Origin of the sequence: Actinosynnema sp. CA-299493 (assembly GCF_050946825.1) — a bacterium.
In the GTDB taxonomy this organism is placed as follows: domain Bacteria; phylum Actinomycetota; class Actinomycetes; order Mycobacteriales; family Pseudonocardiaceae; genus Actinosynnema.
Map to the genome: position 1 here is coordinate 6,467,866 of NZ_CP191993.1, position 22,837 is coordinate 6,490,702.

General features: G+C 65.6%; 17 protein-coding genes, 4 tRNA genes and 2 pseudogenes. 11 read left to right on the forward strand and 12 right to left on the reverse strand.

Annotation, left to right across the window (positions count from 1 at the left end; translation table 11 throughout):
• Window positions 1-164: 164 nt before the first annotated feature.
• Window positions 165-386: a hypothetical protein gene (locus ACQPYE_RS26885; RefSeq protein WP_498715298.1), complete on the forward strand. Its 222-nt coding sequence runs from the start codon at window positions 165-167 to the stop codon at window positions 384-386.
• A gap of 51 nt (window positions 387-437) precedes the next feature.
• Here ACQPYE_RS26885 and ACQPYE_RS26890 read toward each other — a convergent pair whose 3' ends face one another.
• Together ACQPYE_RS26890 and ACQPYE_RS26895 are read right to left on the reverse strand one after the other, a co-directional pair.
• A complete protein-coding gene (locus tag ACQPYE_RS26890; RefSeq protein WP_498715300.1) occupies window positions 438-953 on the reverse strand; it encodes an ATP-binding protein in 516 nt (171 codons plus the stop codon).
• Window positions 950-1,680: pseudogene (locus ACQPYE_RS26895) on the reverse strand (SAM-dependent methyltransferase). The gene ACQPYE_RS26890 and the pseudogene ACQPYE_RS26895 overlap by 4 nt, the downstream one beginning before the upstream one ends.
• A gap of 398 nt (window positions 1,681-2,078) precedes the next feature.
• On the opposite strand from ACQPYE_RS26895, the gene ACQPYE_RS26900 reads away from it, so the two are divergent.
• Entirely contained in the window at window positions 2,079-6,899 is a 4,821-nt protein-coding gene (locus ACQPYE_RS26900) for a DEAD/DEAH box helicase (RefSeq protein ID WP_498715302.1), read from the forward strand.
• A gap of 149 nt (window positions 6,900-7,048) precedes the next feature.
• Here ACQPYE_RS26900 and ACQPYE_RS26905 read toward each other — a convergent pair whose 3' ends face one another.
• From ACQPYE_RS26905 to ACQPYE_RS26925, 5 genes are all read right to left on the reverse strand, one after another.
• On the reverse strand, window positions 7,049-8,266 hold the full coding sequence (locus tag ACQPYE_RS26905; RefSeq protein WP_498715303.1) for a hypothetical protein: 1,218 nt from the start codon (window positions 8,264-8,266) through the stop codon (window positions 7,049-7,051).
• A 157-nt stretch (window positions 8,267-8,423) separates the two neighbouring features.
• Window positions 8,424-9,164 (reverse strand): TatD family hydrolase, encoded by a 741-nt coding sequence (locus tag ACQPYE_RS26910; protein WP_498715304.1) that lies wholly within the window; start codon window positions 9,162-9,164, stop codon window positions 8,424-8,426.
• A 20-nt stretch (window positions 9,165-9,184) separates the two neighbouring features.
• Complete coding sequence (gene qatC, locus ACQPYE_RS26915) at window positions 9,185-10,546, reverse strand: Qat anti-phage system QueC-like protein QatC (RefSeq protein ID WP_498715305.1); 1,362 nt, start codon at window positions 10,544-10,546, stop codon at window positions 9,185-9,187.
• Window positions 10,543-11,274, reverse strand: coding sequence for a Qat anti-phage system associated protein QatB (locus ACQPYE_RS26920; protein ID WP_498715307.1), 732 nt, complete (start codon window positions 11,272-11,274; stop codon window positions 10,543-10,545). The genes qatC and ACQPYE_RS26920 overlap by 4 nt, the downstream gene beginning before the upstream one ends.
• On the reverse strand, window positions 11,274-13,370 hold the full coding sequence (locus ACQPYE_RS26925; RefSeq protein ID WP_498715308.1) for a KAP family P-loop NTPase fold protein: 2,097 nt from the start codon (window positions 13,368-13,370) through the stop codon (window positions 11,274-11,276). Before ACQPYE_RS26925 ends, ACQPYE_RS26920 begins: the two co-directional genes overlap by 1 nt.
• A 1,049-nt stretch (window positions 13,371-14,419) precedes the next feature.
• On the opposite strand from ACQPYE_RS26925, the gene ACQPYE_RS26930 reads away from it, so the two are divergent.
• Together ACQPYE_RS26930 and ACQPYE_RS26935 are read left to right on the forward strand one after the other, a co-directional pair.
• Window positions 14,420-14,767 (forward strand): helix-turn-helix domain-containing protein, encoded by a 348-nt coding sequence (locus ACQPYE_RS26930; RefSeq protein WP_498715310.1) that lies wholly within the window; start codon window positions 14,420-14,422, stop codon window positions 14,765-14,767.
• A 101-nt stretch (window positions 14,768-14,868) separates the two neighbouring features.
• On the forward strand, window positions 14,869-15,984 hold the full coding sequence (locus tag ACQPYE_RS26935) for a site-specific integrase (protein WP_498715311.1): 1,116 nt from the start codon (window positions 14,869-14,871) through the stop codon (window positions 15,982-15,984).
• A 117-nt stretch (window positions 15,985-16,101) separates the two neighbouring features.
• Here ACQPYE_RS26935 and ACQPYE_RS26940 read toward each other — a convergent pair.
• The 4 genes from ACQPYE_RS26940 to ACQPYE_RS26955 all read right to left on the reverse strand — a co-directional run bounded on the left by ACQPYE_RS26940 (window position 16,102) and on the right by ACQPYE_RS26955 (window position 18,044).
• Window positions 16,102-16,173: transfer RNA gene (locus ACQPYE_RS26940), tRNA-Val, on the reverse strand.
• 49 nt (window positions 16,174-16,222) lie between these two features.
• On the reverse strand, window positions 16,223-16,651 hold the full coding sequence (locus tag ACQPYE_RS26945) for a TIGR02611 family protein (RefSeq protein WP_498715312.1): 429 nt from the start codon (window positions 16,649-16,651) through the stop codon (window positions 16,223-16,225).
• 26 nt (window positions 16,652-16,677) lie between these two features.
• Window positions 16,678-17,454 (reverse strand): anti-sigma factor, encoded by a 777-nt coding sequence (locus ACQPYE_RS26950; RefSeq protein ID WP_498715315.1) that lies wholly within the window; start codon window positions 17,452-17,454, stop codon window positions 16,678-16,680.
• Window positions 17,451-18,044 (reverse strand): RNA polymerase sigma factor, encoded by a 594-nt coding sequence (locus ACQPYE_RS26955; RefSeq protein ID WP_498715317.1) that lies wholly within the window; start codon window positions 18,042-18,044, stop codon window positions 17,451-17,453. The genes ACQPYE_RS26950 and ACQPYE_RS26955 overlap by 4 nt, the downstream gene beginning before the upstream one ends.
• A gap of 293 nt (window positions 18,045-18,337) precedes the next feature.
• On the opposite strand from ACQPYE_RS26955, the gene ACQPYE_RS26960 reads away from it, so the two are divergent.
• From ACQPYE_RS26960 to ACQPYE_RS26975, 4 genes are all read left to right on the forward strand, one after another.
• A complete protein-coding gene (locus tag ACQPYE_RS26960) occupies window positions 18,338-18,763 on the forward strand; it encodes an SsgA family sporulation/cell division regulator (RefSeq protein WP_073893954.1) in 426 nt (141 codons plus the stop codon).
• Window positions 18,764-18,908: 145 nt separating this feature from the next.
• Window positions 18,909-18,981 (forward strand) — tRNA-Gly (locus tag ACQPYE_RS26965).
• Between the two features lie 58 nt (window positions 18,982-19,039).
• Window positions 19,040-19,111 (forward strand) — tRNA-Cys (locus tag ACQPYE_RS26970).
• A 1-nt stretch (window position 19,112) separates the two neighbouring features.
• A tRNA-Val gene (locus tag ACQPYE_RS26975) sits at window positions 19,113-19,187 on the forward strand.
• A 14-nt stretch (window positions 19,188-19,201) separates the two neighbouring features.
• On the opposite strand, the gene ACQPYE_RS26980 is transcribed toward ACQPYE_RS26975, so the two are convergent.
• The gene (locus ACQPYE_RS26980) at window positions 19,202-20,266 is read right to left on the reverse strand and encodes a tyrosine-type recombinase/integrase (protein WP_498715319.1); all 1,065 of its coding nucleotides are present in this window, start codon (window positions 20,264-20,266) and stop codon (window positions 19,202-19,204) included.
• 447 nt (window positions 20,267-20,713) lie between these two features.
• Between ACQPYE_RS26980 and ACQPYE_RS26985 the strand changes: the two genes are divergently transcribed.
• The 3 genes and pseudogenes from ACQPYE_RS26985 to ACQPYE_RS26995 form a co-directional block, all read left to right on the forward strand.
• A complete protein-coding gene (locus tag ACQPYE_RS26985; RefSeq protein ID WP_498715320.1) occupies window positions 20,714-21,022 on the forward strand; it encodes a transposase in 309 nt (102 codons plus the stop codon).
• Window positions 21,019-21,813, forward strand: coding sequence for an IS3 family transposase (locus ACQPYE_RS26990; RefSeq protein WP_498715321.1), 795 nt, complete (start codon window positions 21,019-21,021; stop codon window positions 21,811-21,813). The genes ACQPYE_RS26985 and ACQPYE_RS26990 overlap by 4 nt, the downstream gene beginning before the upstream one ends.
• Window positions 21,741-22,583, forward strand: a pseudogene (locus ACQPYE_RS26995) (transposase); the annotation flags it as partial. The gene ACQPYE_RS26990 and the pseudogene ACQPYE_RS26995, both read left to right, overlap by 73 nt.
• Window positions 22,584-22,837 lie beyond the last annotated feature (254 nt).

A 22,837-nucleotide genomic window follows, 5' to 3' on the forward strand; every position in this document is an offset into this window, starting at 1 on the left:
CGCCCAGGCCGCGGTACAGCCGGGCGGTGGTGGCGTCGAGGTCTTCGTAGCTCATCTGCAGCACTCCTCCGACGGACAGCTCGTGCGAATCCAAGGCGGCGGATGACGCCTTTGGCGGGGTGGCCGCTCAGGCGGGTGATCAGGCGCGCGGAGTCGCGTCGGGGATGCGCGGCGAGGTGGGCCCCGGCGATGGTCAGCGCCAGCGGGTGCCCGTGGCAGCGATCGGCCAGCGCACGCAACAGCTCGTCCCCGATGGGCCGGCGGTCCTCGTCGAGCAGTCCGGCCAGCAGCGCGGCCCCGGTGGCGGCGGGGAAGCAGTCGAGGTCGAGGGGGCGGTAGCCGACCACGGCCAGGCCGGCGAGCCGGTGGCGACTGGTGACTGGTGACTGGTGACTGGTGACTGGTGATCAGGGTCGTGCCGCACGCCGTGGCGGACACTAGGGGCTGCACCTGGTCGCGAAGCGGGCGTTGTCGATCAGGACGGCCAACGCTTTGTCCGAGGTGACCGTCCGGTACAGCGCGGACAGCGCGGCCACGTTGCCGGGGAGATCGTCGGCGGCGACGCCGAGCGCGCGCAGCCACCCGGCGAGGACCTGACCCGTGGTCGGTGGCGGGTGGCCGCTCCAGCCGTTGAGGTCGATGTGCAACACGCCGTCGGGGTGGCGGTCGTGGTGCCGGTCGAGCCAGCGCACCGCCAAGCATGTCTTGCCGACTCCGCCCAGGCCGGTCAGGACCACGCGCATCGCTCCCGCTGCGGCCAGCAGACGGTCCAGCCGGTCGAGTTCCTCGGCGCGGTCGACCCAGGTGCGTGCGGGCGGCGGAAGCTGCCGGAGCACCGGCAGCCGTCGGTCGTGAGCGTGCAGGACGATCGTCTCGGCGGTGACCGTGTGGGTCTGAAAGACCGGACCGACGACCGTGCCCGCGATGCTGTTGATGTGCTGGGCCCTGCTCACACCTGCTCTGGGGCCTGGAGGCGGCGGCCAGCCATCACGGCATTGCCCAACGAGCGCTCGGGCCGGGGACCCGTCAGGCTGTCCGGCCACCACCAGCCGACGGGCACCACGCCGTCCGGCTGCGGCTGCCACGGCCCGAGCAGGTCGGCGAGCCGCTGTTCGCTGCGGTGAACCAGGGTGATGCCGGCCTCGGCGAGGCAGTCCTCGATCGCGGCGGCCAACTCGAGCCCCAGCGGCGTGCCGTCGGCGTGCGAGGCGGCCAGCGGCGAACCGGGCGCGAGCCGCTCGTAGTACCCGGCCAACGCCGCAGCGGGGTCGTCGGCGTCGGGCAGGCAATGCAGCACTGCACCGGCGACAACGCCCACCGGTCGGCTCAGGTCCAGCAGCCGGGCGGTCACGGCGTGGTCGAGGACCTCGTCCACGTGCCGCAGGTCTGCCTCGACCACCCCGGTTCGCGGGTCGCCCTGCAGAAAACGCCCGTTCCCACATCGAGAAACTGCTCGATCCCGGCGGGGAGCATGTGGAGCACCGCGCGGCGCCGGAACGTGCTGTTCTCGCGGATGAACACGCCGTAGCCGGGCGCCAGAGCCGCGATCTGGTCGGCCACGACCCGATCAGCGGCGAAGTTGTGCCCGCCGCCGAGCAGGTAGTCGTAGATCCGGGACAGCGACGGCGCGTCAAGATCGACCGGCGCGTCGAGGCCCAGCGCACCCTTTTGCGTCGCCATCACCGTGACGTTCCCCCGCCCGGCTCGTCATCACGAGCCTGACCTGCTGTGGACCTGGTCGGCCCCGCCGGTGGGACGTCCGCGTTACCGGAAGTCGGCCGGGTTGGTGCGGGCGATTAGAGCGGCCACATCAAGGTCTGAACCAGAGCGGACACGCGGCGCTCGTGAGGCGTCCATGAGGCGACACCGCACCTGAACACGACTTCATCACTCGCCCGAGTGACCGTCCGTCGCCGCTCGCCCACCCCGACCCGTCACGTTCCACCTCGATCGAACAGTGTTCGACCACAGTGCTAGCTTCGCTGATATGAGTTCGCCGCTTCCGCTTGCCGAATCGGACGGCGCACGTCCGGGAGCCTCAGCATGTCGGCGTATGCGGCATGACTAGTCTCGTGGTCGTGACCATTCTCGAGGTGCTCGACGGACTGCGTGTTCAGGCGTTGGACGAGCGGGACAAGGGTGACAAGTTCGAACGGCTGATTAAGGCGTACCTGACGACTGACCCGGAGTGGACGGCGAAGTTCTCTGACGTCTGGTTGTGGTCGGAGTGGCCAGGCCGTAGCGGGGTGACCGACATCGGCATCGACCTGGTCGCGGCCAACCGCGGCAGCGGCGACTTCACCGCGATCCAGTGCAAGTTCTATGCCCCGGGCCGCAAGGTCGAGAAGAGCGACATCGACGGGTTCCTGGCGCTGTCCATGCGGCCGGAGTTCAGGTTCTCCCAGCGGATCGTGTTCGATACGGCGTCAGGCTGGTCCGGCAACGCCGAAGAGACATTGAAAGGCGTCGCACAGCGAGTCGACATCAACTATCTGAGCGACGCGGCGATCGACTGGTCACAGTTCCGCTGGGCGACACCGGAAGTTGTTGTCCCGACGGACAAGAAGCAGCTCCGGCCGCACCAGGCCAATGCGCTGGCCGATGTCGTGACCGGTCTGGCCGAGCACGACCGCGGCAAGCTGATCATGGCCTGCGGCACCGGCAAGACGTTCACCTCGCTGCGGATCGCCGAGGACAAGGTCGGCGCGGGCGGTAGCGTGCTGTTCCTGGTGCCGAGTATCCAGTTGCTCTCCCAGTCGCTGCGGGAGTGGATGGCCAACGCCGAGACGGACATCCGGCCGTTCGCGGTCTGTTCTGACGTGCGGGTCGGCCGTAGGACGCAGACCGATGACGCGGACATGTCGCCCATCGACCTGACCGAGCCGGCCACCACCGACCCGGCCACGCTGGTCCGGCGGGTGAACTCCGGTGAGCAGGCCGGCCAGCGGATGACGGTGGTGTTCGCGACTTACCAGTCCATCGACGTGATCATCGCGGCCCAGCAACAGGGTTTGGCCAAGTTCGACCTGGTGATCTGCGACGAGGCGCACCGCACGACCGGCGTGACGCTGTCCGGGCAGGACGAGTCGAGCTTCGTCAAGGTCCACGACCAGAACGTCCTCAAGGCGAGCAAGCGGCTCTACATGACCGCCACCCCACGGGTGTTCGGCGATGGCGTGCGGCAGAAGGCCACCGAGGCCGACGCCGTCCTCACCGATATGAACGACGAGTCGTACTACGGACCCGAGCTACACCGGCTCGGCTTCGGTGACGCGGTCGAGGCCGGCCTGCTCACCGACTACAAGGTCCTGGTACTTACCGTCGACCAGCAGTACATCGCCGACCACTTCGGGCGCGCCATGGCCGAGTCCGGCGAGATCAAGATTAATGAGGCGGCCAAGCTGATCGGCTGCTGGAACGGCCTGGCTAAAAACTTCGGCACCACCGACGAGGCCCCGCCGATGCGGACTGCGGTCGCGTTCGCCCAGAACATCCAGTCCTCCAAGGCAGCCGCGCAAGCGTTCCCAACCATGGTTGACCAAGCCATCCTCGATCTGCCCGACAACCGCACCCCATTGCGGGTCGAAGCGCGGCACGTCGACGGCACGATGGGCATCCACGAACGCAACGCCCACCTGGCCTGGTTGAAGGCGCCCACCTCGGACGGCGACACCCCAGTCTGCCGAATCCTGACGAACGCCAAATGCCTCTCCGAGGGCGTCGACGTGCCAGCGCTGGACGCGGTCCTTTTCCTCACCCCACGCGGCTCCCAGGTCGACGTAGTCCAGTCCGTCGGTCGGGTGATGCGCAAGGCTCCAGGCAAGGAGCTCGGCTACATCATCCTGCCAGTCGTCGTCGCCAGCGGGGTCGCACCTGAGGATGCGCTGCGCGACAACGAGCGCTACAAGGTTGTCTGGCAGGTGCTCCAGGCGCTGCGCTCGCACGACGACCGCTTCCACGCGCTGGTCAACCGGATCGAGCTCAACAAGACCAAGCCGACCGACAAGGTCGACATTATTCCGGTCACCAACCCCGCCGACACCGATACCGACAGCTTCAGTCGCGAGGACACGGAAAAACAGCGGCAGCAGGCGGTCCAGACCCTCCTCGAATTCGATGCCGACAAATTCCGCGACGCCATCTACGCCAAGATCGTGCAGAAGGTCGGCGAGCGCCGCTACTGGGAGACCTTTGCCAAAGACGTCGCGGACATCGCCCAGAGTCACGTCACCCGCATCAAGGGCCTGCTCGCCGAACCGGACTCTGAACCGGCCCGCGAGTTCGAGAAGTTCCTCGGCGGTCTACGCGGCAACCTCAACGACAGCATCACCGAGGCCGAGGCGATCGACATGCTCGCCCAACACCTCGTCACTCGCCCGATCTTCGAGACCTTGTTCGACGGCTACGACTTTGCCGAGACCAACCCCGTCGCCAAAACCATGGAACGTATGCTCGCCACCCTTGACGAGCACAATCTTGAAACCGAGAACCAGTCTCTGGAAAAATTCTATGAAGTAGTCCGCCGCCGTGTCGAGGGCGTCGACAACGCCGTGGGCAAACAACGCATCCTGATCGAGCTCTACGACAAGTTCTTCGCTACCGCGTTCAAAAAGACCGTCGACAAACTCGGCATCGTATATACCCCCGTCGAGATCGTCGACTTCATCCTCCGCTCTGCCGACGACGTCCTCCGTCAGGAATTCGGCCAGGGCCTTACCGATCAAGATGTTCACATCCTCGACCCCTTCACCGGCACCGGGACCTTCGTAGTCCGCCTACTCCAGTCCGGCCTCGTCAAGCCGCACGACCTGGCCCGCAAATACGCCAACGAGATCCACGCCAACGAGATCCTGCTGCTCGCGTATTACATCGCCTGCGTCAACATCGAAACCACCTACGTCGACCTCACTGGCCAACCCATCCCGTTCCCTGGCTTGATCCTCACCGATACCTTCCAGTCCTGGGAACCCGATGACCGCCCCGACCTTGGCATCTTTCCCGAAAACAATGAACGCCTCGAAAATCTGAAAAAACTTCCCATTACCGTTATCATCGGAAATCCACCCTACTCGGCTGGCCAGGGTAGTGCCAACGACGACAATGCCAACGAGTCGTACCCGGCACTGGACAACGAGATCGAAAAGACCTACGTGGCGCAGTCATCGGCGACCTCCCGCAAGGCGATGTATGACTCCTACATCCGCGCGATTAAGTGGGCAAGCATCCGCATCAAGGATCGCGGGGTCATTGCATACGTCACCAACGGCGGGTTCCTTGACTCCAACGGCGCGGACGGCATGCGGAAAACGTTGGCCGAAGAGTTTTCTGCTATTCACATTTACAACCTGCGCGGCAACCGAAGGAATGCAGGCGCCGAGGGTCGCCCCATCTGGGAAGCATTCGCCAAAGGTTCCGGCGGGTCCATTGCAGGCATCGCAATTGTTGTGCTGGTCAAAAACCCGGCCATGTCGGGACCAGCCGCTATCCAGTACGCCCAGGTTGCGGACTTCACATCGGCTCGCGAGAAGGTCGCCGAAGTTGTGGCAGCGGGCTCGATCCTGGGGACATCGCCAAAAACGATTACCCCCAACAAGCATGGGGACTGGATTAACCAGCGGCGTGGCGACTTCAGCAACTTCATACCGCTCGGCTCTCGGGACGGCTCTGCGGCTGTCTTCGCGTCCTACTCCCTCGGAGTCGGCACGAACCGTGACCCATGGGTCTACAACGCGAACAAGGATCAAATCCACGCCTCAATGGAAGTTGCGAGCCGCGCGTACGCGGAAAGCCTCACTGCGGATCGAGTCACCGACCCGCGCAGGATCAAGTGGTCATCGTCGTTGCAACAGCGTCTGGATCGCCGCGAAGAGATCCCGTTCGCCGGCGGCAACTGTGTAGTTGCGCAGTACCGGCCTTTCGAACGCTCCTACCTATACGGAGATACCCGGTGGATACACCGTCCCGGGGCACTCAGAAGCTACTTTCCCGATCAAGTTGAGAACTACGGGATGTCGATCACTGGAGTTTCGTCGCACGCCGACTTCTCCCTGATCGCAGTGGGCGTGGTCCCAGACCTACACGTGCTGGACAGTGCCCAGTTCTTCCCCCGCTGGCGTTACGAGCAAGTCGTAGAAGACGGGTCGCTTAATCTTGAGGTCGACGGTGAGATCGTCAACGGCTATCGCAAGATCGACAACGTCACCGACGGGGCACTGAAGGAGTTTCAGGCCGCGTATCCCGCCGAGATGGTCACGAAGGACGACATCTTCTTCTACATCTACGGCCTGCTGCATTCGCAGCAATACCGCGAAACCTACGCCGCCGACCTGAAGAAGATGCTGCCACACATCCCGTTCGTCCAGGATTTCCGCAGCTACGTCGACGCCGGCCACCTCCTGAGCGAGCTACACCTCGGGTATGAGTCGGTCCAGCCGTACCCGCTTGAGGGACTCGATGTTAACGGCCCGGAAGGCGACGCGGCTTACAACTTCTTCGCTGTCGGGGACAAAAAGATGCGCTTCGGCCTGCCGACCGCCGATCAGAAAGCCACCGGCGAACGTGCCGACCGCACGGTAATCAAATACAATGACCGGATCACGCTGGGTGACATTCCGCTCGACGCCTACCGCTACCGGCTTGGTAACAGGTCAGCGGTGGAGTGGATCATCGACCGCTACAACGTCAAGACCGACAAGGCATCTGGGATCGTCAACAACCCTAACGACTGGTCGCGTGACGTTGGCAACCCCCGATACATCCTCGACCTGCTGGCCAGGATCGTGGCCGTCTCGCTGGAGACGAACAAGATCGTGGACAGTCTCCCGGCGCTAGACCTTCTAGAGTCACTGGGAGTTGATGAGGCGCCAACAGGCAGGCGACACTCCGCCAGCCATGGTTGATATGCCGGAATTTTGCGTACTGAAGTCGCCAGCGAAAAAAACCGGAACATCAAGATCAACAAACATATTTCAGCACGCAGGCCAGCGTCATACTTACTGAAATACTCAGTGGCGCCCGGCAAGGTCTCCCGCCGTGTCATAGTGGCGGGTCACCTTGCCGGGAACTCGTCGAGTTGTGGAAATTTTAGGCTGGACAAATCTTCTGAGAGCCATGCCGGTTCGTCGCGGTATGCCGTCTCCCATCTCTGAAATTCCGGCATTGCATCGTCACGGAGTGGGATGACGACTGTCTCCCGGACAAGGTGGGCGCTGACTAGACGACGTATTCCCATTCCGTGTTGGGAGTCGATGGCCTGGTTCTCGGCAGTCGGGTCTGCGGCTCCGAGCGATACCACGGTACTCGATGACAGGACGATCCCGGCGAGGTGCTCGACTCCGGCGTCGGCGAGGTCGCGCTGGAGTGTGGTCGCGACTCGGTTGAGTCTCTCGGGCCAGTCCAACGTGGGCCATTCGGTGAATTGGAAGAAGCCGTCCAAGGCATCGATCCGCAGCCAGACTGGCACTGAACCGGCGCTCTGGCGGGCTTTGCCGTGCACGGCGCGGCCGAGGCGATGCCAACCGTCTCGGGCGAGTGTGGCACCGACGAACGAGTGCTCCCACCCCGGTGAGCTGGGCATTCGGATCTCGGCTCGCCCTAGGTCGGACTCGACGATTTGGTGATCGTCCGTGTCATGTGAGCGAGCGGCGAGTTCGATGGCGTCGAGCCAGGCTTTGGTCTTGGTGTCATCGCCTTGGTCGGTCATATGCACGGCGATGCGGACCTTGTGCCGGAGTTCAATAGCTGTGACGGCCTGCCAGACGTGGTGTTCGTATCGCTCTCGTTCGAGGTCGGCTTTGGCGCGGGCGAGGGTGGTTGTCTCCACAAGAAACGACGAACCTTCGCGCCGGGTGATTAGCAGGTCCGCCCGGTTGGTGCTGCCGCTGATCTCGGGCTCGAAGGAGATGGAGGTGCCGGGTTCCCGCAGGGCCCGGTTCACTTCGAGTTGGAGCAGGGCATGTCGCCATCCGTCACTGGTGACGCCTCGCTTCACAGCTCGGAGGATCTCTTCGAACGTCGGCTCGCTGGCGGCGGCCTCGAGCCGGGTGACCAGTGCCAGGAACTGGGGTAGTGCGGCGGTATGGAACCCGAGAAGGGTCAGTTCGCTGGGCAACCATCCCTGTCGCTGGTATTGCTTATGAGGCCAGTAAGGGCCCAGTAGGCGTTCCAGGCTGCCGATGGCTTGGTCAAGGGCCGCAGCGCCCGCTGAACTGAACCGTCCATCGGAGACGCGCCGGCGCAGGGCATCCCAGCTGGGTCCGTCTTCCACCACGAGATGATGTCAACCACGAGGCAGGAAGGCCAGCACTCGCCTGGGTGGCGCGCCGCCCCGTGCGATCGATGTAATGAACGCTGCGCGTTGACCTGCGGCTGCGTCGCCCGCGTGAAGATCGCGAGGTGGTCGCAGTGGCTCGCACTTGTGTAGTTCAACCGGTTGTGGTGTCTGACCGGTCGAGCAGTCGCTGCTGGTTGTCCAGGATTGCTTGCCGGACCTGTCCTTCCGGCATCTCCCACAGACGAGCAAGGTGGTTCAGCACCGCCACAACGTCGGCGGGCGTGGCGGCGGTGCCTGAGTGTTTTACATAGGGGCCGTCGGTTTCCAGGAGCACGCGCTCAATCGGAAGGCGTTGGAGGAGTCCGGCCGCTTTCCGGGATCTGATCATGGCGGGGTTGATGGAGAACGACATCCCGGCGGCGAGCGCATCGTCGGCGACGTCGAGTGGACCTGTGTACCAGTGCAGGATGGCGGGAACTTGTGCTCGGGCGAGTCGCGTGACGGTGTCGCGTTCCGCGCCGCGGCTGTGCACTGTGACCGGTCGGGTCCGTAGCCGTGGTTCCGCGAGGATGGCGTCAAATGCCAGGAGCTGCGCGGATTTGGTGGGCAGCCCGGCTCGGCTGAAGTCGAGGCCGATTTCCCCGATCCAGGTCGCTTGGGGGAGAAGCCTGAAGAATCGGGCGAGGTCGTGTGGACCGAGTACCCCGGCGCGAAGAGGGTGGTAGCCGAGAGCGACGTCGACTTCCTCACGTCGGCCGAGTCGAGTGCGCAGCAGCCGGTATCCACCGGGGTCCTCGGTGACGGCGATGACGTGGACGTTGGCGGTGCTTGCGTGTTCCAGGACGGCGACAGGGTTGTCGTAGACGTCGACATGGCAGTGGGTGTCGATCAACGGGTGGAATGTCGGCAGTGTCACGTCAAAGACTCCAGCAGCGTGACCAATTCGCCTTGTGCCCCAGTCGTAAGCCAGGAGCGCAGTTCGGTGATTCCTCGACGCCAGACACCGGTGAACGCCGCCCGCTCCCCGTATGGAAGTGGCCCGTTGCGGAGTACATCGCGGTCCGGGCGGTCGGCGAAGGCGCCGCTGATGACTGCGCGTAGGTCGGCTCCGCGCCGCCTGCGGCGGTCGAGCAGGGCATCCTCGGATAGGACGTCCCAGGAGTATCGGTCGTCGTCCCAGCCGACATGGGCGAGCGAGGCGCGTCGGATCAGGCAAGGGAAGCAGTAGCCGCAGTTTCCCTGGGGCCGGCCGACGAAGCGTGCGGTCTCCGGATGCGAGCAGGACACGCTCATCGGAGCCAACCGCCGCAGCAGCGCCGGATTGCGGGACTCGGCGAGGATCTCGCCCTTGGTGCGTAGCCGGTACGGGTTCAAGATCGGGTTGACGACCCCGACGGCTTCCGCGGCGGCCTGCAGCTGCGCCATGAAGTGAGGGTGGGTGGTGCGGGTGCTCGCGCTGCCCACTCGTGCCCGTGTGAGCGGCACGTTGATGCCGATAAAGCCGTTCTCCGGGACGTACACGGGTACGTGTGGTCCTTCTGCGGCGGCCAGACCCAGCGCGGTGGTCAGGAACAGCAGGGACCGTGAGCGGGTGGTGTTCTCTCGCAGGCGTGGCAGGGGGCGAGCCTGGTGGGCGTTCTTGGGTGCCGGCCGGAGGTAGAGGCGGCGGGCGGTGATGCGATCAGGCCCGTAGTAGGCGGTCAGCTCATCGAGCAGTGCCTGTTGCGCGCTGGACGCCTGGCCTCCCTCGTGGTGCGACAACAGGCACAAACGGCGGCGCGGGTCTTCTTCGAGCAAGTCCACGACGCCACAGAGCGAGTCCAGACCACCCGAGAAGAGGCACACCGCGTCGACACCAAGTCCAATGGCTCTGCCCGTTGAAAGCACCCCGGCGACGTCGGTAAGAGGATGCCGAGTGGACCTGTGGGGAATGACCTGCCAGTGGTCGCCGGTCAGGAAGGCCAACGTTCCGTCGAAGTCCGCGCTCCTCCAGGCTGCGGTGTCGGCGACGGGCAGCCGCAGGATGATGTCCCTCGTCCAGGCATCCACGGTGGTCCGTCTGCTCGCCGTCTTGTCCGCGCAGTAGACCGCGGCTCCCAGAAGCATCAGGTCGGCGGCCGAACGAGGTGGGCACCAGTCCTTGAAGAACTCCGGGCCCGCGTCGCCGGTCTGGATGGTGGCAGCCGGACGCGCCGGGGCCCAGTCGAGCAGGCGCACCTCATCGGGCTCGGTCACGGGCGCCGAGAGGTCGGTGCGTACCAGGTAAGTGGTCATTCGTCGTCCAGGCTCTGGAGAGTCTCATAGGTGATCCGGACGGCGTCCTCGGCGATCTCACGCCCCTGCGGGCCTGCCCAGTCCACGGAGAACGGGTCAGCGGGCAGCCGCAGGGTGACCAGGTCCTGGATGATCTGGCGCATCTCCTCGTCGGCGCGGCGAGCAGCCTGGGGATCGGTGATGCGACTGAGCCGTTCGGCCACTACCGGCACGCGGTTGTAGACGTACTGGGCCAGGAACATCTCCAGCAGTGGGACGATGCTCTCGCGTGACACGGTCGTCTCGGTGGTGTCGGTCATCTCGTCCCAGGTGTCCGCGTCGGCGAACACTTGGTCGAGGACCTCGCAGACGGCGTCGCGAGCGGCCTCGGAGTCCAGGTCGTTGCCGTCCCCGGCGACGAACGTGATCAACTCGTCGAGCACGTCGAACCGAGCCCTGCCGACCAACTCGGCTAGGCCCAGCGAGGTCAGGGTCGTTTCAAGGCCGCTGTCACCCACTCCGCCGAGCAGCGATCCCAGGCGTTGGATACCTGCGCGTCCCGCCCGAGCGCCGGACGCGGCACCGGCGCTTCCACCTAGCACGGGCACATGACGAGCAAGGACACGTCGGGCGTAACCACTGGTGTCGGACGAACCCGCGCGCAGTCCGCGCACGTAGGAGGTGGTCGCGTGCTTCAGCGGTGTCCAGGCACCTCCTCTACCGGCTGTGCGATCCGCCGAGGTACCCATCAGGGGCGCTCGCTGCGACTCTGCGCCTCGCGAGCATTGGTGATGACGCTCTTAAGCCGTGCGACGTCGCAGGTGGCCCAGCGGTCGAGGACCGCGACTGCGGCCGGATCGGTCTTGGGCAACCGGATGACCGCCCGCCCCGCCCACTTCACGGGCACCGCGTTGACGGGAATGCGCATCAGCGCTTCGCAGACGGCGGGCAGGGTGTCGGGGGCGCGATCGACAAGGTCGAGTGCGGCGATGAACGCTGGTCCTGTGGGGTGGCGCGCCAACGTGTCGAGAAGTGCCTCCACCAGTTGGACACGTTCGCCGTCGGGCAACGCGGCGACGGCCTTGCACGCGGCAAGCCGTGCCGCGTCGACATCTGTCTGCACCTTTGTGAGCAGCTCCTGAAGGTGCTGCGGCAGCCGTGTCACCGCCACGCCGAGGGTGAGCTTGTCGCGGGAGTAGGTGAAGTAACGGCGGAGGTCGACCTCTCCGAGGCGGGGAGGGAGTTGGAGCCAAGTACGGACGTGAGGCTTGTCAATCCAGGCTCGGACATCGTCGGGCAACACCGTTCGATCCCCGATCGTGTCCGCATTCTGGTCCGCCGTGGCTTTCTTGCTCTTCGATGGGGATGCGGCGCTTCCGGTGCGCCCCGCTGCGGTGTGCGACGCATCGTCAGGTGTTCGTGCACTGGTTGAAGGCGCGACTGTCGCCACGGCCGCTTCCTCCGCCATCCGCAGTTCCGGGATGGGGCCAACTGAGGCCAACTGCCAGTCGAACAGTCGCCGGAACTCGGCGACGTACTGCTCCTCCAGCGCCATCAACTTGGCCAAGACCGGCAACTGTAGGTCGATGCCCCGGCGGTCGGCGCTGCGGTGCTTGAGCATGAGGTTGTTCAAGAAGCGCTTGAGCTGCCTGGGATTTCCTCGCAATCCACTGCCGAGCACCTCCGAGACGCTCGCGGCCCATTGCAGATCTCGTACGAGCCCGGCCGGCACCTCACCGAGCACGTCGAAGCACACGCCGAGGTTGAAGGCCACCTGGAGGTTGCCTGACGTACGTCGCTGTTGTGTCTCGGCCACGACCTTGGCGAACTGCTCCTTGTTCAGATGCAGCTCGGCCAGCAGCAGGTTCATGTAGGTGTCGGCTTCTGGTGCGGACAGTTGTGGGATGGTCACCTTGAGCTGAAGCATCTTCTCCAGATAGTTCGCGCCCAACCCCACGCCGTCCCGGACCAGAGCGGGGTAGCGGGAGTCGATCGCCGACTCCACGACAGCCTGGTTCGCCGCGATCACGTAGGCCGTCTTCGAGGTGTTCACGAACAGCCTGATCGCCTCGAAGGTGTCGACGACCGTCTCGGGCAGGCAGCGATCAAGGTCGTCGATGAACACCACGATGGCTTCGACGTCGGACAGGTGTTGCACCAGGCTCTCGAATTCGGCGCGGAACTCGCTGGCATTCGTGACCGGCTCGACAGCCCCGGTGGACGGCTGTTCTGTGTCCTCGGGATCTTGCAGGCGCTGGGCGCCCACCGTGGCAGTTGCATCGGCGAAGGTCTTGATACCTTCGAGGACAGCGGGATCCATCGTCGGGTCAAGTGCCTGTGCGAGCAATGGTGCCGCGGTCGGCAACGCGGTCATCCCGCCGCGCCCGAGTCGGCGACTCCATCGGCCGAAGCCGCGAGCGGCCCTCTTTAGCACCGAGACCTTCTCCTGCTCCGGATCGTTGTCCTCGATCCGCTCGGCGATCGCGTCGAGGATGGTCGTCATGAGTGCGACCTTGACGTCGTCGTAGTCCTCGTACTGCCACGGGCTGAAGGACACGCACAAATACGGTGACACCGATTCGTCGTCATCCTCGCCACCGGACCGCTCCAGCTCCGCCCTGGTGATGGCCATCAGGCTGCTCTTGCCGGACCCCCAGTCACCCAGCAGGCCAACGGTCAACGGCAGGAGCTTGGGCTCAGTGACCGCCACATACAGGGTGTCGACCAGGAAGTCGAACCCCAGCAGGTCGATGTCAGCCTCGTTGTCCGCCCACACAACCCGCTCCGATCCGTACGACGCCCGGCCGACCCCGTCCGGCAGCAACGCGACCAGAAGGGAGATCATAAGGAGGATAGGCCGCCACACCTTCGCTACGTGCCCCAACGCGACCGTGTCGTATGAACGCGAATGAAATTCACAAAATGGATCACGTTGCAGTCAAGCGCTCGGATCTCGACATAGCCGCCGACCCGATCGGCGCGCTTCCAAATCCGGAAACAGGCAGCGGCGTGACCGGTCCACAGCTCCGAGGATCGCCCCGTGGGCGAGACCGCCTGATCCCGCCCACGGCAGCCCGTCACCCCTACGGCGACAACCCGAACCGGCACTCAATCACCAGACTGCCGCTAAAAACCGCTGGTCAGCCCAGGTCCCATCCTTTGGTAATCTCGCCGGGGATTCGAACCTGCGCACCCGGCCAGGGCATCGCCGCATACCCCTTGCCCACTCGGCGACGCGGACGTCGTCGACAGTTCGCCCATGGGCCACCGCGGTCGCGTCGATCGAGTCGATGCACCGTAGCGCGGCCCGCTCCGGCACCGTGCCGTCCATACGCCAGCGATCAACGGCACGGTGATCGCCGCTCTGCGTCCGAACGCGTCGATTAAAGCAAGATGGAGACCATATGGGCAGGTCGGAGCTGGTTCAGCACGCTCGGCGCACGGTGACGCCTTGTTGAGTAACCGCGACGCCTCCCTGACGAGCAACCACCGCGGCCACCGCAACCGGTAGTCGACACTGTCGAAGCGCGAACCCATCCCCGCATCTTCCCAGGCGCACAGCCCCTCCGATGCGCGGTGGTCTCCACGCTGCTCGTTTCAACCGCACCGGGCAGCTGCGATTTAGCTGCTACATTCTTTTAGTCAACACTGAAGCTATTATAACTCTCAACACCTGCTGGTGGCACCGGAAACGCACCTGCGCCGGCACCAGCGCCTTGTCGCAGAAGAAATGGACGCACCCCGAACCGGACGGCGTGCCCCGAACCGTCGCGTCTCCGGATCGGTCAAGCCGAGAAACTTGGAGCGGCTGTGTTGCTTTTGATGCCTTTCGGCGGAGTTGAGGGGTGCTGACCGGCGCCGTACCGCGGCACCGCTTCCCTATCGGAGGTCCTCATGGCGAACACAGTCCCCGGCCGGGCGGTCGGATCCGCCGCCGACCCCGTCGACGGGCAGGCGACGACCGACTCCGACGCGGCCGCTCCGGATCTCCCCGAGGCAGCGGACGGGGTGCGGCTGTTGCACACCCCGGCGCAGGCGGCGCGGGCGTTGTCGGTGCGAGAGTCCTGGTTGCGACGCATGGCCGGGCGCGGCGAGATCCCGTGCACCTTCCTGGGCAAGCATCTGCGGTTCTCCGACGCCGACCTGCGCTCGATCATCCACTGCGGATCCCGCGCCGCCCGCCGGGACGCGACGTCCCGCCCCGATGCACGCGGTCCGTACACGCACCGTCGGCAGGGGTGAACACAGTTCGGTTGCATCGCAACGGATATGGAGCGTCACTGTCCGTCGGCCGTCGTCCACGACGGACCGACACCCTCAACGAGAAGTAAGAGGAGACTGGCATGGCCTGGGCGGAGAAGCGCGGCGACGGGTACCGGGTGCGCTACCGGTTGCCGGACGGGTCGTTGTTCACGGAGAACGGGTTCGACACTCGTGAGGAGGCGGAGAACCGGGCGAAGGACGTGGAGTCCGATCAACGACGCGGGCGGTTCGTCGACCCGCGGCTGGCGCAGACCCGGTTCGGCGACTGGGTGAAGGAGTGGGTCCAGGCCCACGACGTCAGCCCGGTCACCTGGGCCACCTACGACTCCCATCTGCGCAACCACATCCTGCCCCGCTTCGCCGACACCGAGCTGGGCGACCTGTCGCGGATGGTGGTCAAGATTTGGGCCAAGCAGCTGCGACGGTCGTTGGGCGAGCGCAGCGTCAGCGATGTGGTCAACCTGCTCTCGAGGATCATGGGCGAAGCCGTCGACGAAGGCCTTATCGGCGCCAACCCCTGCCGCAAACTCCGCCTCACCAACGGTGATCAACCCGAACGACCCCACGCCACCACCGCCCAGATCGCCGGCCTGGCCGCCCGTGTGTCCCCTGACAACGCCGCCCTGATCGTCACCGCCGCCTACACCGGCCTGCGCTGGGGTGAACTGACCGGCCTGCAATGGACACGCGTCGACACGGCCAACCGGGAGATCCGCGTCGACGGCAAGGACGGAGCCCTCCACGAGGTCGGCGGCAAACTCACCCTCGGACCACCCAAGACACCCGCCAGCGTCCGCACCGTGCACCTACCCAAATTCCTGGCCGACCTCCTCGACGACCACCACGACCGCCACCCCGCCGCACGGTTCGTGTTCACCGGAACAGACGGCGGCTTCCACCGACGGTCCAACTTCCGCCGCCGCGTCTGGCTACCCGCACTACGTGGGGACACCACCACCGACCGACCGCGGATCAACCCCGAGATGCACTTCCACGACCTACGCCACACCCACAAGACCTGGCTCATCGAAGACCGCGTCCCCGAAGTCCTCCAACACAAGAGGATCGGCCACAAGTTCCACGGCGTCATGGGCGTCTACTCCCACGTCACCCAACCCATGATCGACGCCATGCTCGCCGCACTCCAACACCGCTGGGAGCAAACCCGGGAGCAAACGGGGAGCACGACACCATGACCACCTTCGCAAATACGGTTGTGGTCAAGATCGTTTGCTCCCCAGATGCTCCCCGAAACGATCAATGGCCCGCAGACAGTGATCGTCTGCAGGCCATTGACCAGGTAAAACACACTGTGGGCGATACTGGGATCGAACCAGTGACCTCTTCGGTGTGAACGAAGCGCTCTCCCGCTGAGCTAAACGCCCTTATTCGGTTCTCACACCCGCTCTCGCGGTGTGGTCGTAGCTTACAACATCATCCCCGTGAACCAAAAATCGGGCTCTGCAACCAGGTCCAGTCGAGGCCGAACCAGCCGCCTACCAGCGCGAACGCACCGAGCAGCCAGCACGTCGCGATCACCACGAGGCCGGTGGCCGCGAGTACCAGAGCCTTGACCAAGAGGTTCTGTCGCCGCAGCCACGCGACCCACGCGTCGTAGTAGCCCTTGGCGAACCTCAGCACGCGGCCAGCCCACTCGAACTCGGTGGCCAGGATCGCCAGGCCGGCGAAGACGACCAGCCAGCCCGGTCCGGGGTACGGGATCATCAGCACGCCCGCGACCAGCACCAAGCCGCCGACCACACCGACACCGATGCGGTAGGTCAGGTTCAGCGCGGGGTTTCGGCGGAACCAGGGACGGTGCTCCGCGTCCTTGTCGGCGTCTTCGCGCTGCTCTGTACTCATGCCCACATCATCCGCCCATTCGTCATTCACGCAGGACCCACCCGGCCCGATGCCAACACCGCCGACGGTTGCGCGGGCGCGGTGCGGCCCTCTTCCAGCGAGATCCCGAAGCCGTTGTGCCGGTGCGCGTCCGGCGACCAAGTCAGCAGTCGGACGTCCGACCCATCCTCCACGACGTCGAATGTGGCCAACGCCACAGGCTCCGGTGTGCTGGTCCCCCACACCACGTAGACCTGCCGCGCCGCGTCGTTGGACGGCAGGTTCGTCGGCACGATCGCGGCGTCGTCATCACCGGACAGCAGCACAGCCAGGGCGGCACCCGACTCGTCCTGCAGCACGGCTCGGGTCGTCCCCGGGTCCGCGGCGATGCGCAGCGCGCGCTCCATCTGTCCGGCCCGCACGTCCTGCTGTGCAACCCGGTCGTTCAGCTGGCCGAACTTCACGCCTGCGACACCGATCCCGGCCACCACGACGAGCGCCGCGGCGGCCAGGAGCAATTTGCGTCCCCACCCGCCGGGCCGGTCGCGCCGCCGTGGCTCCAACTGGACCGGCTTCTCCACCACGGACACCTGAGGGGTGTGCTCGATCGCATCCATCAGGCGTGTCCGCAGTCGCTCCGGGGGGTCGTACTGGTGGACCGATCCGCCCAATGCCGCCGTCACCTCTTGGGTGGCGCGGACCGATTCCAGGCACCGTGCGCATCCCCGGAGGTGGGTGCGCATCAGCTCTTCTTCGGCTGGTTCGAGCGCGTGCATGGCGTATCCGACCGCGAGTTCGTCTTCAGGGCACCGGTCGTCCGTCACCGTTGTGCTCCCGTCGTCTCATCTGGCGTGTCGCCGCCGGTCTCGCCCGTCCACGCGGAGCGCAGTGTCGTGCGCAGTTTGCGGATGGCTGCGAACGTGCGTGATTTCACCGTGCCGAGGGGTACGCCGGTCAGCGCCGCGACCTCGATCTGGGTGTAGCCGCCGAGGTAGGCCAGTGTCAGCACCTGCCTTTGGTCTTCGGGAAGCCGTTGCATCGCTTCGCGCACCTCGGCGCCCGCCACAGCGCTCAGCGCGGCGTGGTCGGCGCCTTGCGCGGGTGTGACGTTGCGCTCAGAGACCTCGTCGGTCAAGGGGAGGCTTCGTCTACGCTGGGCGTTCTCGCGGCGGACCGCGTCGACCGCGCGGTGGTGCACCACGGTCATCAGCCACGTGCCGAATCCGCCGCGTGAGTGGTCGTAGGCCGCGGGGTTGCGCCAGAGGGCCAGGAACGCCTCCTGGACGACGTCCTCGGCCAGGTCCGGGTCGACACAGATCCGTCGGGCCAGTGAGTACGCCGGTTTCGCGTGCCGGTCGTAGAGTTCGCCGAACGCGGTGCGGTCACCCACCGTCACCCGTGCGGCGAGGTCCACGTCGGTGGGGCGCGGTCCCGGGTCGCGATGCGGCGGGGGTGGGTCAGCCACCAGAGAGGTCCTCACGTCCAACATTCGCGCAACAGTCGGTACCGGGTTCAGGTTAAACCCAGCAAGATGGGAGCAGCCCGACTCAGTGGACACGGAACGCATCGAGGTGGTCGCCCAGTGGAGTTGGATAGCCCCAATCGGGTGATAAACCATGAGGAGTTGAGCGTTCCTCGCCACATATACGTCACAAGTAGAGAACTCGGTCGTTCCATTGGCCGGGAAGGGAGAAGAGGGTAACGACGATGCGCAATGACCACGTGACACTCCGCTCAACAGCGGTCTTCGACCTGCTGGCACCGAGGACCCCGGCCGTCCCGGTTCAGGTGGAGCTTCGCTATGACACGAAAGACCCGTACGCGGTGGTTGCCGCGTTCCGAACCGGCCGTGCCGGGTGGGTGGAGTGGGTCTTCGCCCGCGACCTGCTCGCCGATGGCCTGATCGCCGACGCGGGTGACGGTGACGTCCGGATCCGCCCGGCCGCCGACGACCCCGAAGTCGTGGTGATCGAACTGAGCTCGCCGTCCGGCCACGCCATGTTCGAGGCCTCGGCCCAGGAGCTCGCCGACTTCCTCGATCGGACCTACGACGTCGTGGTGCCCGGGAACGAGCACCTGTGGGTCGACGTCGACGAGGCCCTGACCCACCTGATCTCCAACGATCTGACGTAAAAGTGCAGGTAGCGGGCCCGCGAGGAGGTCTGGGACCCCCCGATTTGATCCCGCTGCGGTGCATGTAATAAAGTTCCTCTCGCACCGAGGAAGACCGGAACGACAAGCCCCAAAAGGGAAAAGTTCCAAGTAATCCACGGGGCATGCGGATGTAGCGCAGTTGGTAGCGCATCACCTTGCCAAGGTGAGGGTCGCGAGTTCGAGTCTCGTCATCCGCTCGGCAGAGGGCCCCTTGGGCTCAGGCCTGACTCCTGGGTGCTAGCCTTCAGGAATCACGGCGGAGTGGCCGAGTGGCTTAGGCAAGGGCCTGCAAAGCCCTGTACACGGGTTCGATTCCCGTCTCCGCCTCGGACGATTAGCTCAGCGGGAGAGCACTACCTTGACACGGTAGGGGTCACTGGTTCAATCCCAGTATCGTCCACCATCTATAAACGCAGGTCAGACAGCCCGTCGGTGATCACCACCGGCGGGCTGTTCTGCTGTCTTGGGAGCAAATTGGGAGCAAACGATCTTGACGTGATCGTCGACACCGTATGTGGTCACCCCGTTCGGACCCGTGGGAGCGACCAGCGAACGCTCCCACCGACGCTGCAGCCCGTCGAGCATCGCGTCCATCATGACCTGCGTCACATGCGAGTAGGTGCCCCGGACCCCCGCCATTCGGTGCCCGAGCCGCTTGCACTGGAGGATCTCCGGCACGCCGTCCTCGATCAGCCAGGTCTTGTGCGTGTGACGTAGGTCATGAAAGTGCAGACCAGGGTGGACAGGTGCCCATCCCCGGGTCGAATCGCCGTTGACGAGGGGCAACCAGACCCGCCGCCGGAAGTTCGACCGGCGCAGAAGTTCTCCGTCCAGACCGGTGAAGACGTGTTCCTGCATCCGGTCGGCCCTGTGCTCGGTGAGCAGGTCGACCAGGAACGGCGGCAGGTGCACCGTGCGGACACCTGCTTTCGACTTCGGCGGACCCAGCTCCAACCGGCCGCCCACCTCGTGCAGCGCGCCCTTGTCCGGGTCGATCATGATGACCCCGCGGGCCAGGTCCACCCGGCCCCAGCGCAGCCCGGCCAGCTCGCCCCACCGCAGCCCCGGGTACGCCGCCATGACCACCAACACGGCATCCGCGGGCAAACACCGCTGCGCCATCGCCCGCACCTGCCACGGCGAAGCATGAGGCCGCTCGTCGTGATCACCGATGTTGACCCGCAATCGCCGACACGGGTTCGCCCCGATCAACCCCTCGTCGACCGCCTCACCCAACAACATCGACAACAGTGTTACGACATCGCCCACGGTCCGCTCGGCCAACGACCGACGCAGCGTCTTGACCCACCCCTTCACCGCGATCCGCGAGATCTCCTTCAACGGCACGTCAGCGAACTGCGGCAACACGTGGTTGCGCAGGTGCGAGTCGTACTTCGCCCACGTCGTCGCACTCACATCATGCGCGTCCGCCCAGGTCGGCACCCACTCCCCCAGCGGCATCGCACCCACCGACGGGTCCACGAAGGTCCCCCGACGCTGATCCGACTCGATGTCCCTCGCCCGGCCGACCGTCACCGAACGATCGGCGAACCCGGTCTCCGACCTCAACGTCCCGTCCGGCAACCGGAACCGCACCCGGAAACCCGAACCGTGCTTCTCCACCCACGCCATACCCGTGACTCCTTGTCAACGACGAAACCGCACCCGAACGGGCGCAGCAGATATGGACGCTCCATAAAGGACAGATGTCAAACCGTATGTGGTCACCACCCATCCGAAGCCGAGTGCCCGTCGACCATCGGACCGACATCACCTCCGACACGAAACACAGCAGGATGACCCTTGGGTCTGCTGCACCGATAGGTGACATCTGAGTTGGCTTGCCGTGATGGTGGGACTTGACCCTGGATATTGGACACCAGACACACTTGGATCCTGACGATCCGGGTGGACAGGAGTCCCGTTCAGATGGTGATGAAGCACTACCCGCCGGAGTTCCGGGCCGAGGCGGTCGCGCTCTACCGGTCCCGACCGGGCGCGACGATCAAGTCCGTGGCCGAGGATCTCGGGGTCAACCACGAGACGCTGCGCAACTGGATCAGGCTCGACGACGCGCAGCGCACCGGACCGCAGGTCACCACCTCAGCGACCGGTATGGCCCCGCCCTCGCCGGGGGACGAGAACGCCGCACTGCGCAAGCGGGTCCGCGAACTGGAGGAAGAGCGCGACATCCTGCGCAAGGCGGCCAAGTATTTCGCGGGCGAGACGCGCTGGTGAACCGCTTCCAGTTCGTCGACGATCATCAGCGCCACCATGGCGTGAAGCGGTTGTGCCAGGTCATCGGGATCGCCCGGTCCAGCTATTACCACTGGAAGGCCACCGCGTCGGACCGGGCCGCCCGCGTCGCGGACGATGCGCGCCTGGCCGCCCGTATCCGGGTGATCCACCGCGAGTCGGCCGGCACCTACGGCGTCCCGCAGATCACCGCCGAACTGCACGACACCGGAGATCGCGTCAACCACAAGCGCGTCGCCCGGGTGATGCGCGGGATCGGCCTGGCCGGTCTGCGGTTGCGCCGCCGGCACCGCACCACCCTCGCCGACCCAGCGGCGGTCAAGGCCCCCGACCTGCTCGAACGCGACTTCACCGCCGACACGCCCAACACCCGCTACGTCGGCGACATCACCTACCTGCCCATCGCCGACGGCACGTTCCTCTACCTGGCCACGGTGATGGACCTGTGCTCTCGCCGCCTGGTCGGCTGGGCCGTGGCCGACCACATGCGCGTCGACCTCGTCCTCGACGCCCTGCACGTGGCCGAGCGGACACGCGGCAGCCTGGCCGGGGCGATCTTCCACAGCGACCGCGGGGCGCAAGGTGAGTTCAACTGGTCGTCGCAACACTTCGATGACGGAGGTGTTGGATGGGATGGCCGAGGAAGCAGGTGCCGCAGGCGCCGAGCGGGGCTCGACGTCAGTGGGCTGTGGATAGGGCGATGCGGGCGCCGATGCGCTCACCGGGGCGGCCGGAGCCGTCGCGGGCGGTTCAGCGGGATTTCTGGCGTCTGATCGCCTCCGGGGTCACGACGGTCCAGGCCGCGGAGGGGGTCGGCGTGTCGTCACCGGTCGGGATCCGTTGGTTTCGACACGCTGGCGGGATGACGCCGCTGAGCCTCGACGATCCCACCGGCCGGTACTTGTCGTTCGCTGAGAGGGAGGAGATCGCGCTGCTGAGGGCTCGGGACATGGGCGTGCGTGAGATCGCGCGCGTGATCGGCCGCGATCCTGGGACCGTGTCTCGTGAGCTGCGGCGCAATGCCGCGACCAGGGGTGGCAAGGCGGTCTATCGCGCGGTGGTGGCGCAGTGGAAGGCTCAGCAGGCGGCGAAGCGCCCGAGAACGGCGAAGCTGGCGGGTGACGAGCGGTTGCGCGAGTACGTGCGGGACCGGCTCGCCGGCGATGTCCGTCGCCCCGACGGCACGGTCGTCGCGGGCCCCGGGACGCCGCCGTGGAAGGGGTTGAACAAGCCCCATCGTCAGGACAGGCGCTGGTCGACGGCGTGGAGTCCGGAGCAGATCGCGCATCGCCTGAAGCTCGACTTCCCCGATGATGAGTCCATGCGCATCAGCCACGAGGCGATCTACCAGTCCCTGTTCATTCAGGGACGTGGCGCGCTCAAACGTGAACTGGTCACGTGTCTGCGCACGGGCCGGGCGCTGCGAGAGCCGAGGGCCCGATCACGCAACAAGCCGCGGGGACACGTCACCGCCGATGTCGTCCTCAGCGAACGCCCCGCCGAAGCTGCCGACCGCGCCGTCCCCGGTCACTGGGAGGGCGATCGTGCGACACGAAGTCGCACGAATGTGAGTGGACTGACCGATTGGAGAGGCGGTTGATGAGGCCGTAGGTGCAGTCACGGGTCCGTGTCCGTATGACCCGTCCCCGCCCTCGACGTGCGATTCCGGTAACGGCGTGGTGCGAAGCTCGGGGGAAAGCCCAAGGACTCCTGTTCCATCCGGGAGTTACCGGCAAGGGGAAGACCGGACGGGTGAACGCAAGTGAACTCCCGATGATGCCTCGTGATCCCAAGCCC

Excerpts from the sequence above, each read along its gene's own strand:
- ACQPYE_RS26930 (WP_498715310.1), top strand. The coding sequence starts at position 14,420 with ATGGCGAACACAGTCCCCGGCCGGGCGGTCGGATCCGCCGCCGACCCC.
- ACQPYE_RS26985 (WP_498715320.1), top strand. The coding sequence starts at position 20,714 with ATGGTGATGAAGCACTACCCGCCGGAGTTCCGGGCCGAGGCGGTCGCG.
- ACQPYE_RS26945 (WP_498715312.1), bottom strand. The coding sequence starts at position 16,651 with ATGAGTACAGAGCAGCGCGAAGACGCCGACAAGGACGCGGAGCACCGT.
- qatC (WP_498715305.1), bottom strand. The coding sequence starts at position 10,546 with ATGACCACTTACCTGGTACGCACCGACCTCTCGGCGCCCGTGACCGAG.
- ACQPYE_RS26935 (WP_498715311.1), top strand. The coding sequence starts at position 14,869 with ATGGCCTGGGCGGAGAAGCGCGGCGACGGGTACCGGGTGCGCTACCGG.
- ACQPYE_RS26920 (WP_498715307.1), bottom strand. The coding sequence starts at position 11,274 with ATGGGTACCTCGGCGGATCGCACAGCCGGTAGAGGAGGTGCCTGGACA.
- ACQPYE_RS26925 (WP_498715308.1), bottom strand. The coding sequence starts at position 13,370 with ATGATCTCCCTTCTGGTCGCGTTGCTGCCGGACGGGGTCGGCCGGGCG.
- ACQPYE_RS26960 (WP_073893954.1), top strand. The coding sequence starts at position 18,338 with ATGCGCAATGACCACGTGACACTCCGCTCAACAGCGGTCTTCGACCTG.
- ACQPYE_RS26885 (WP_498715298.1), top strand. The coding sequence starts at position 165 with ATGCGCGGCGAGGTGGGCCCCGGCGATGGTCAGCGCCAGCGGGTGCCC.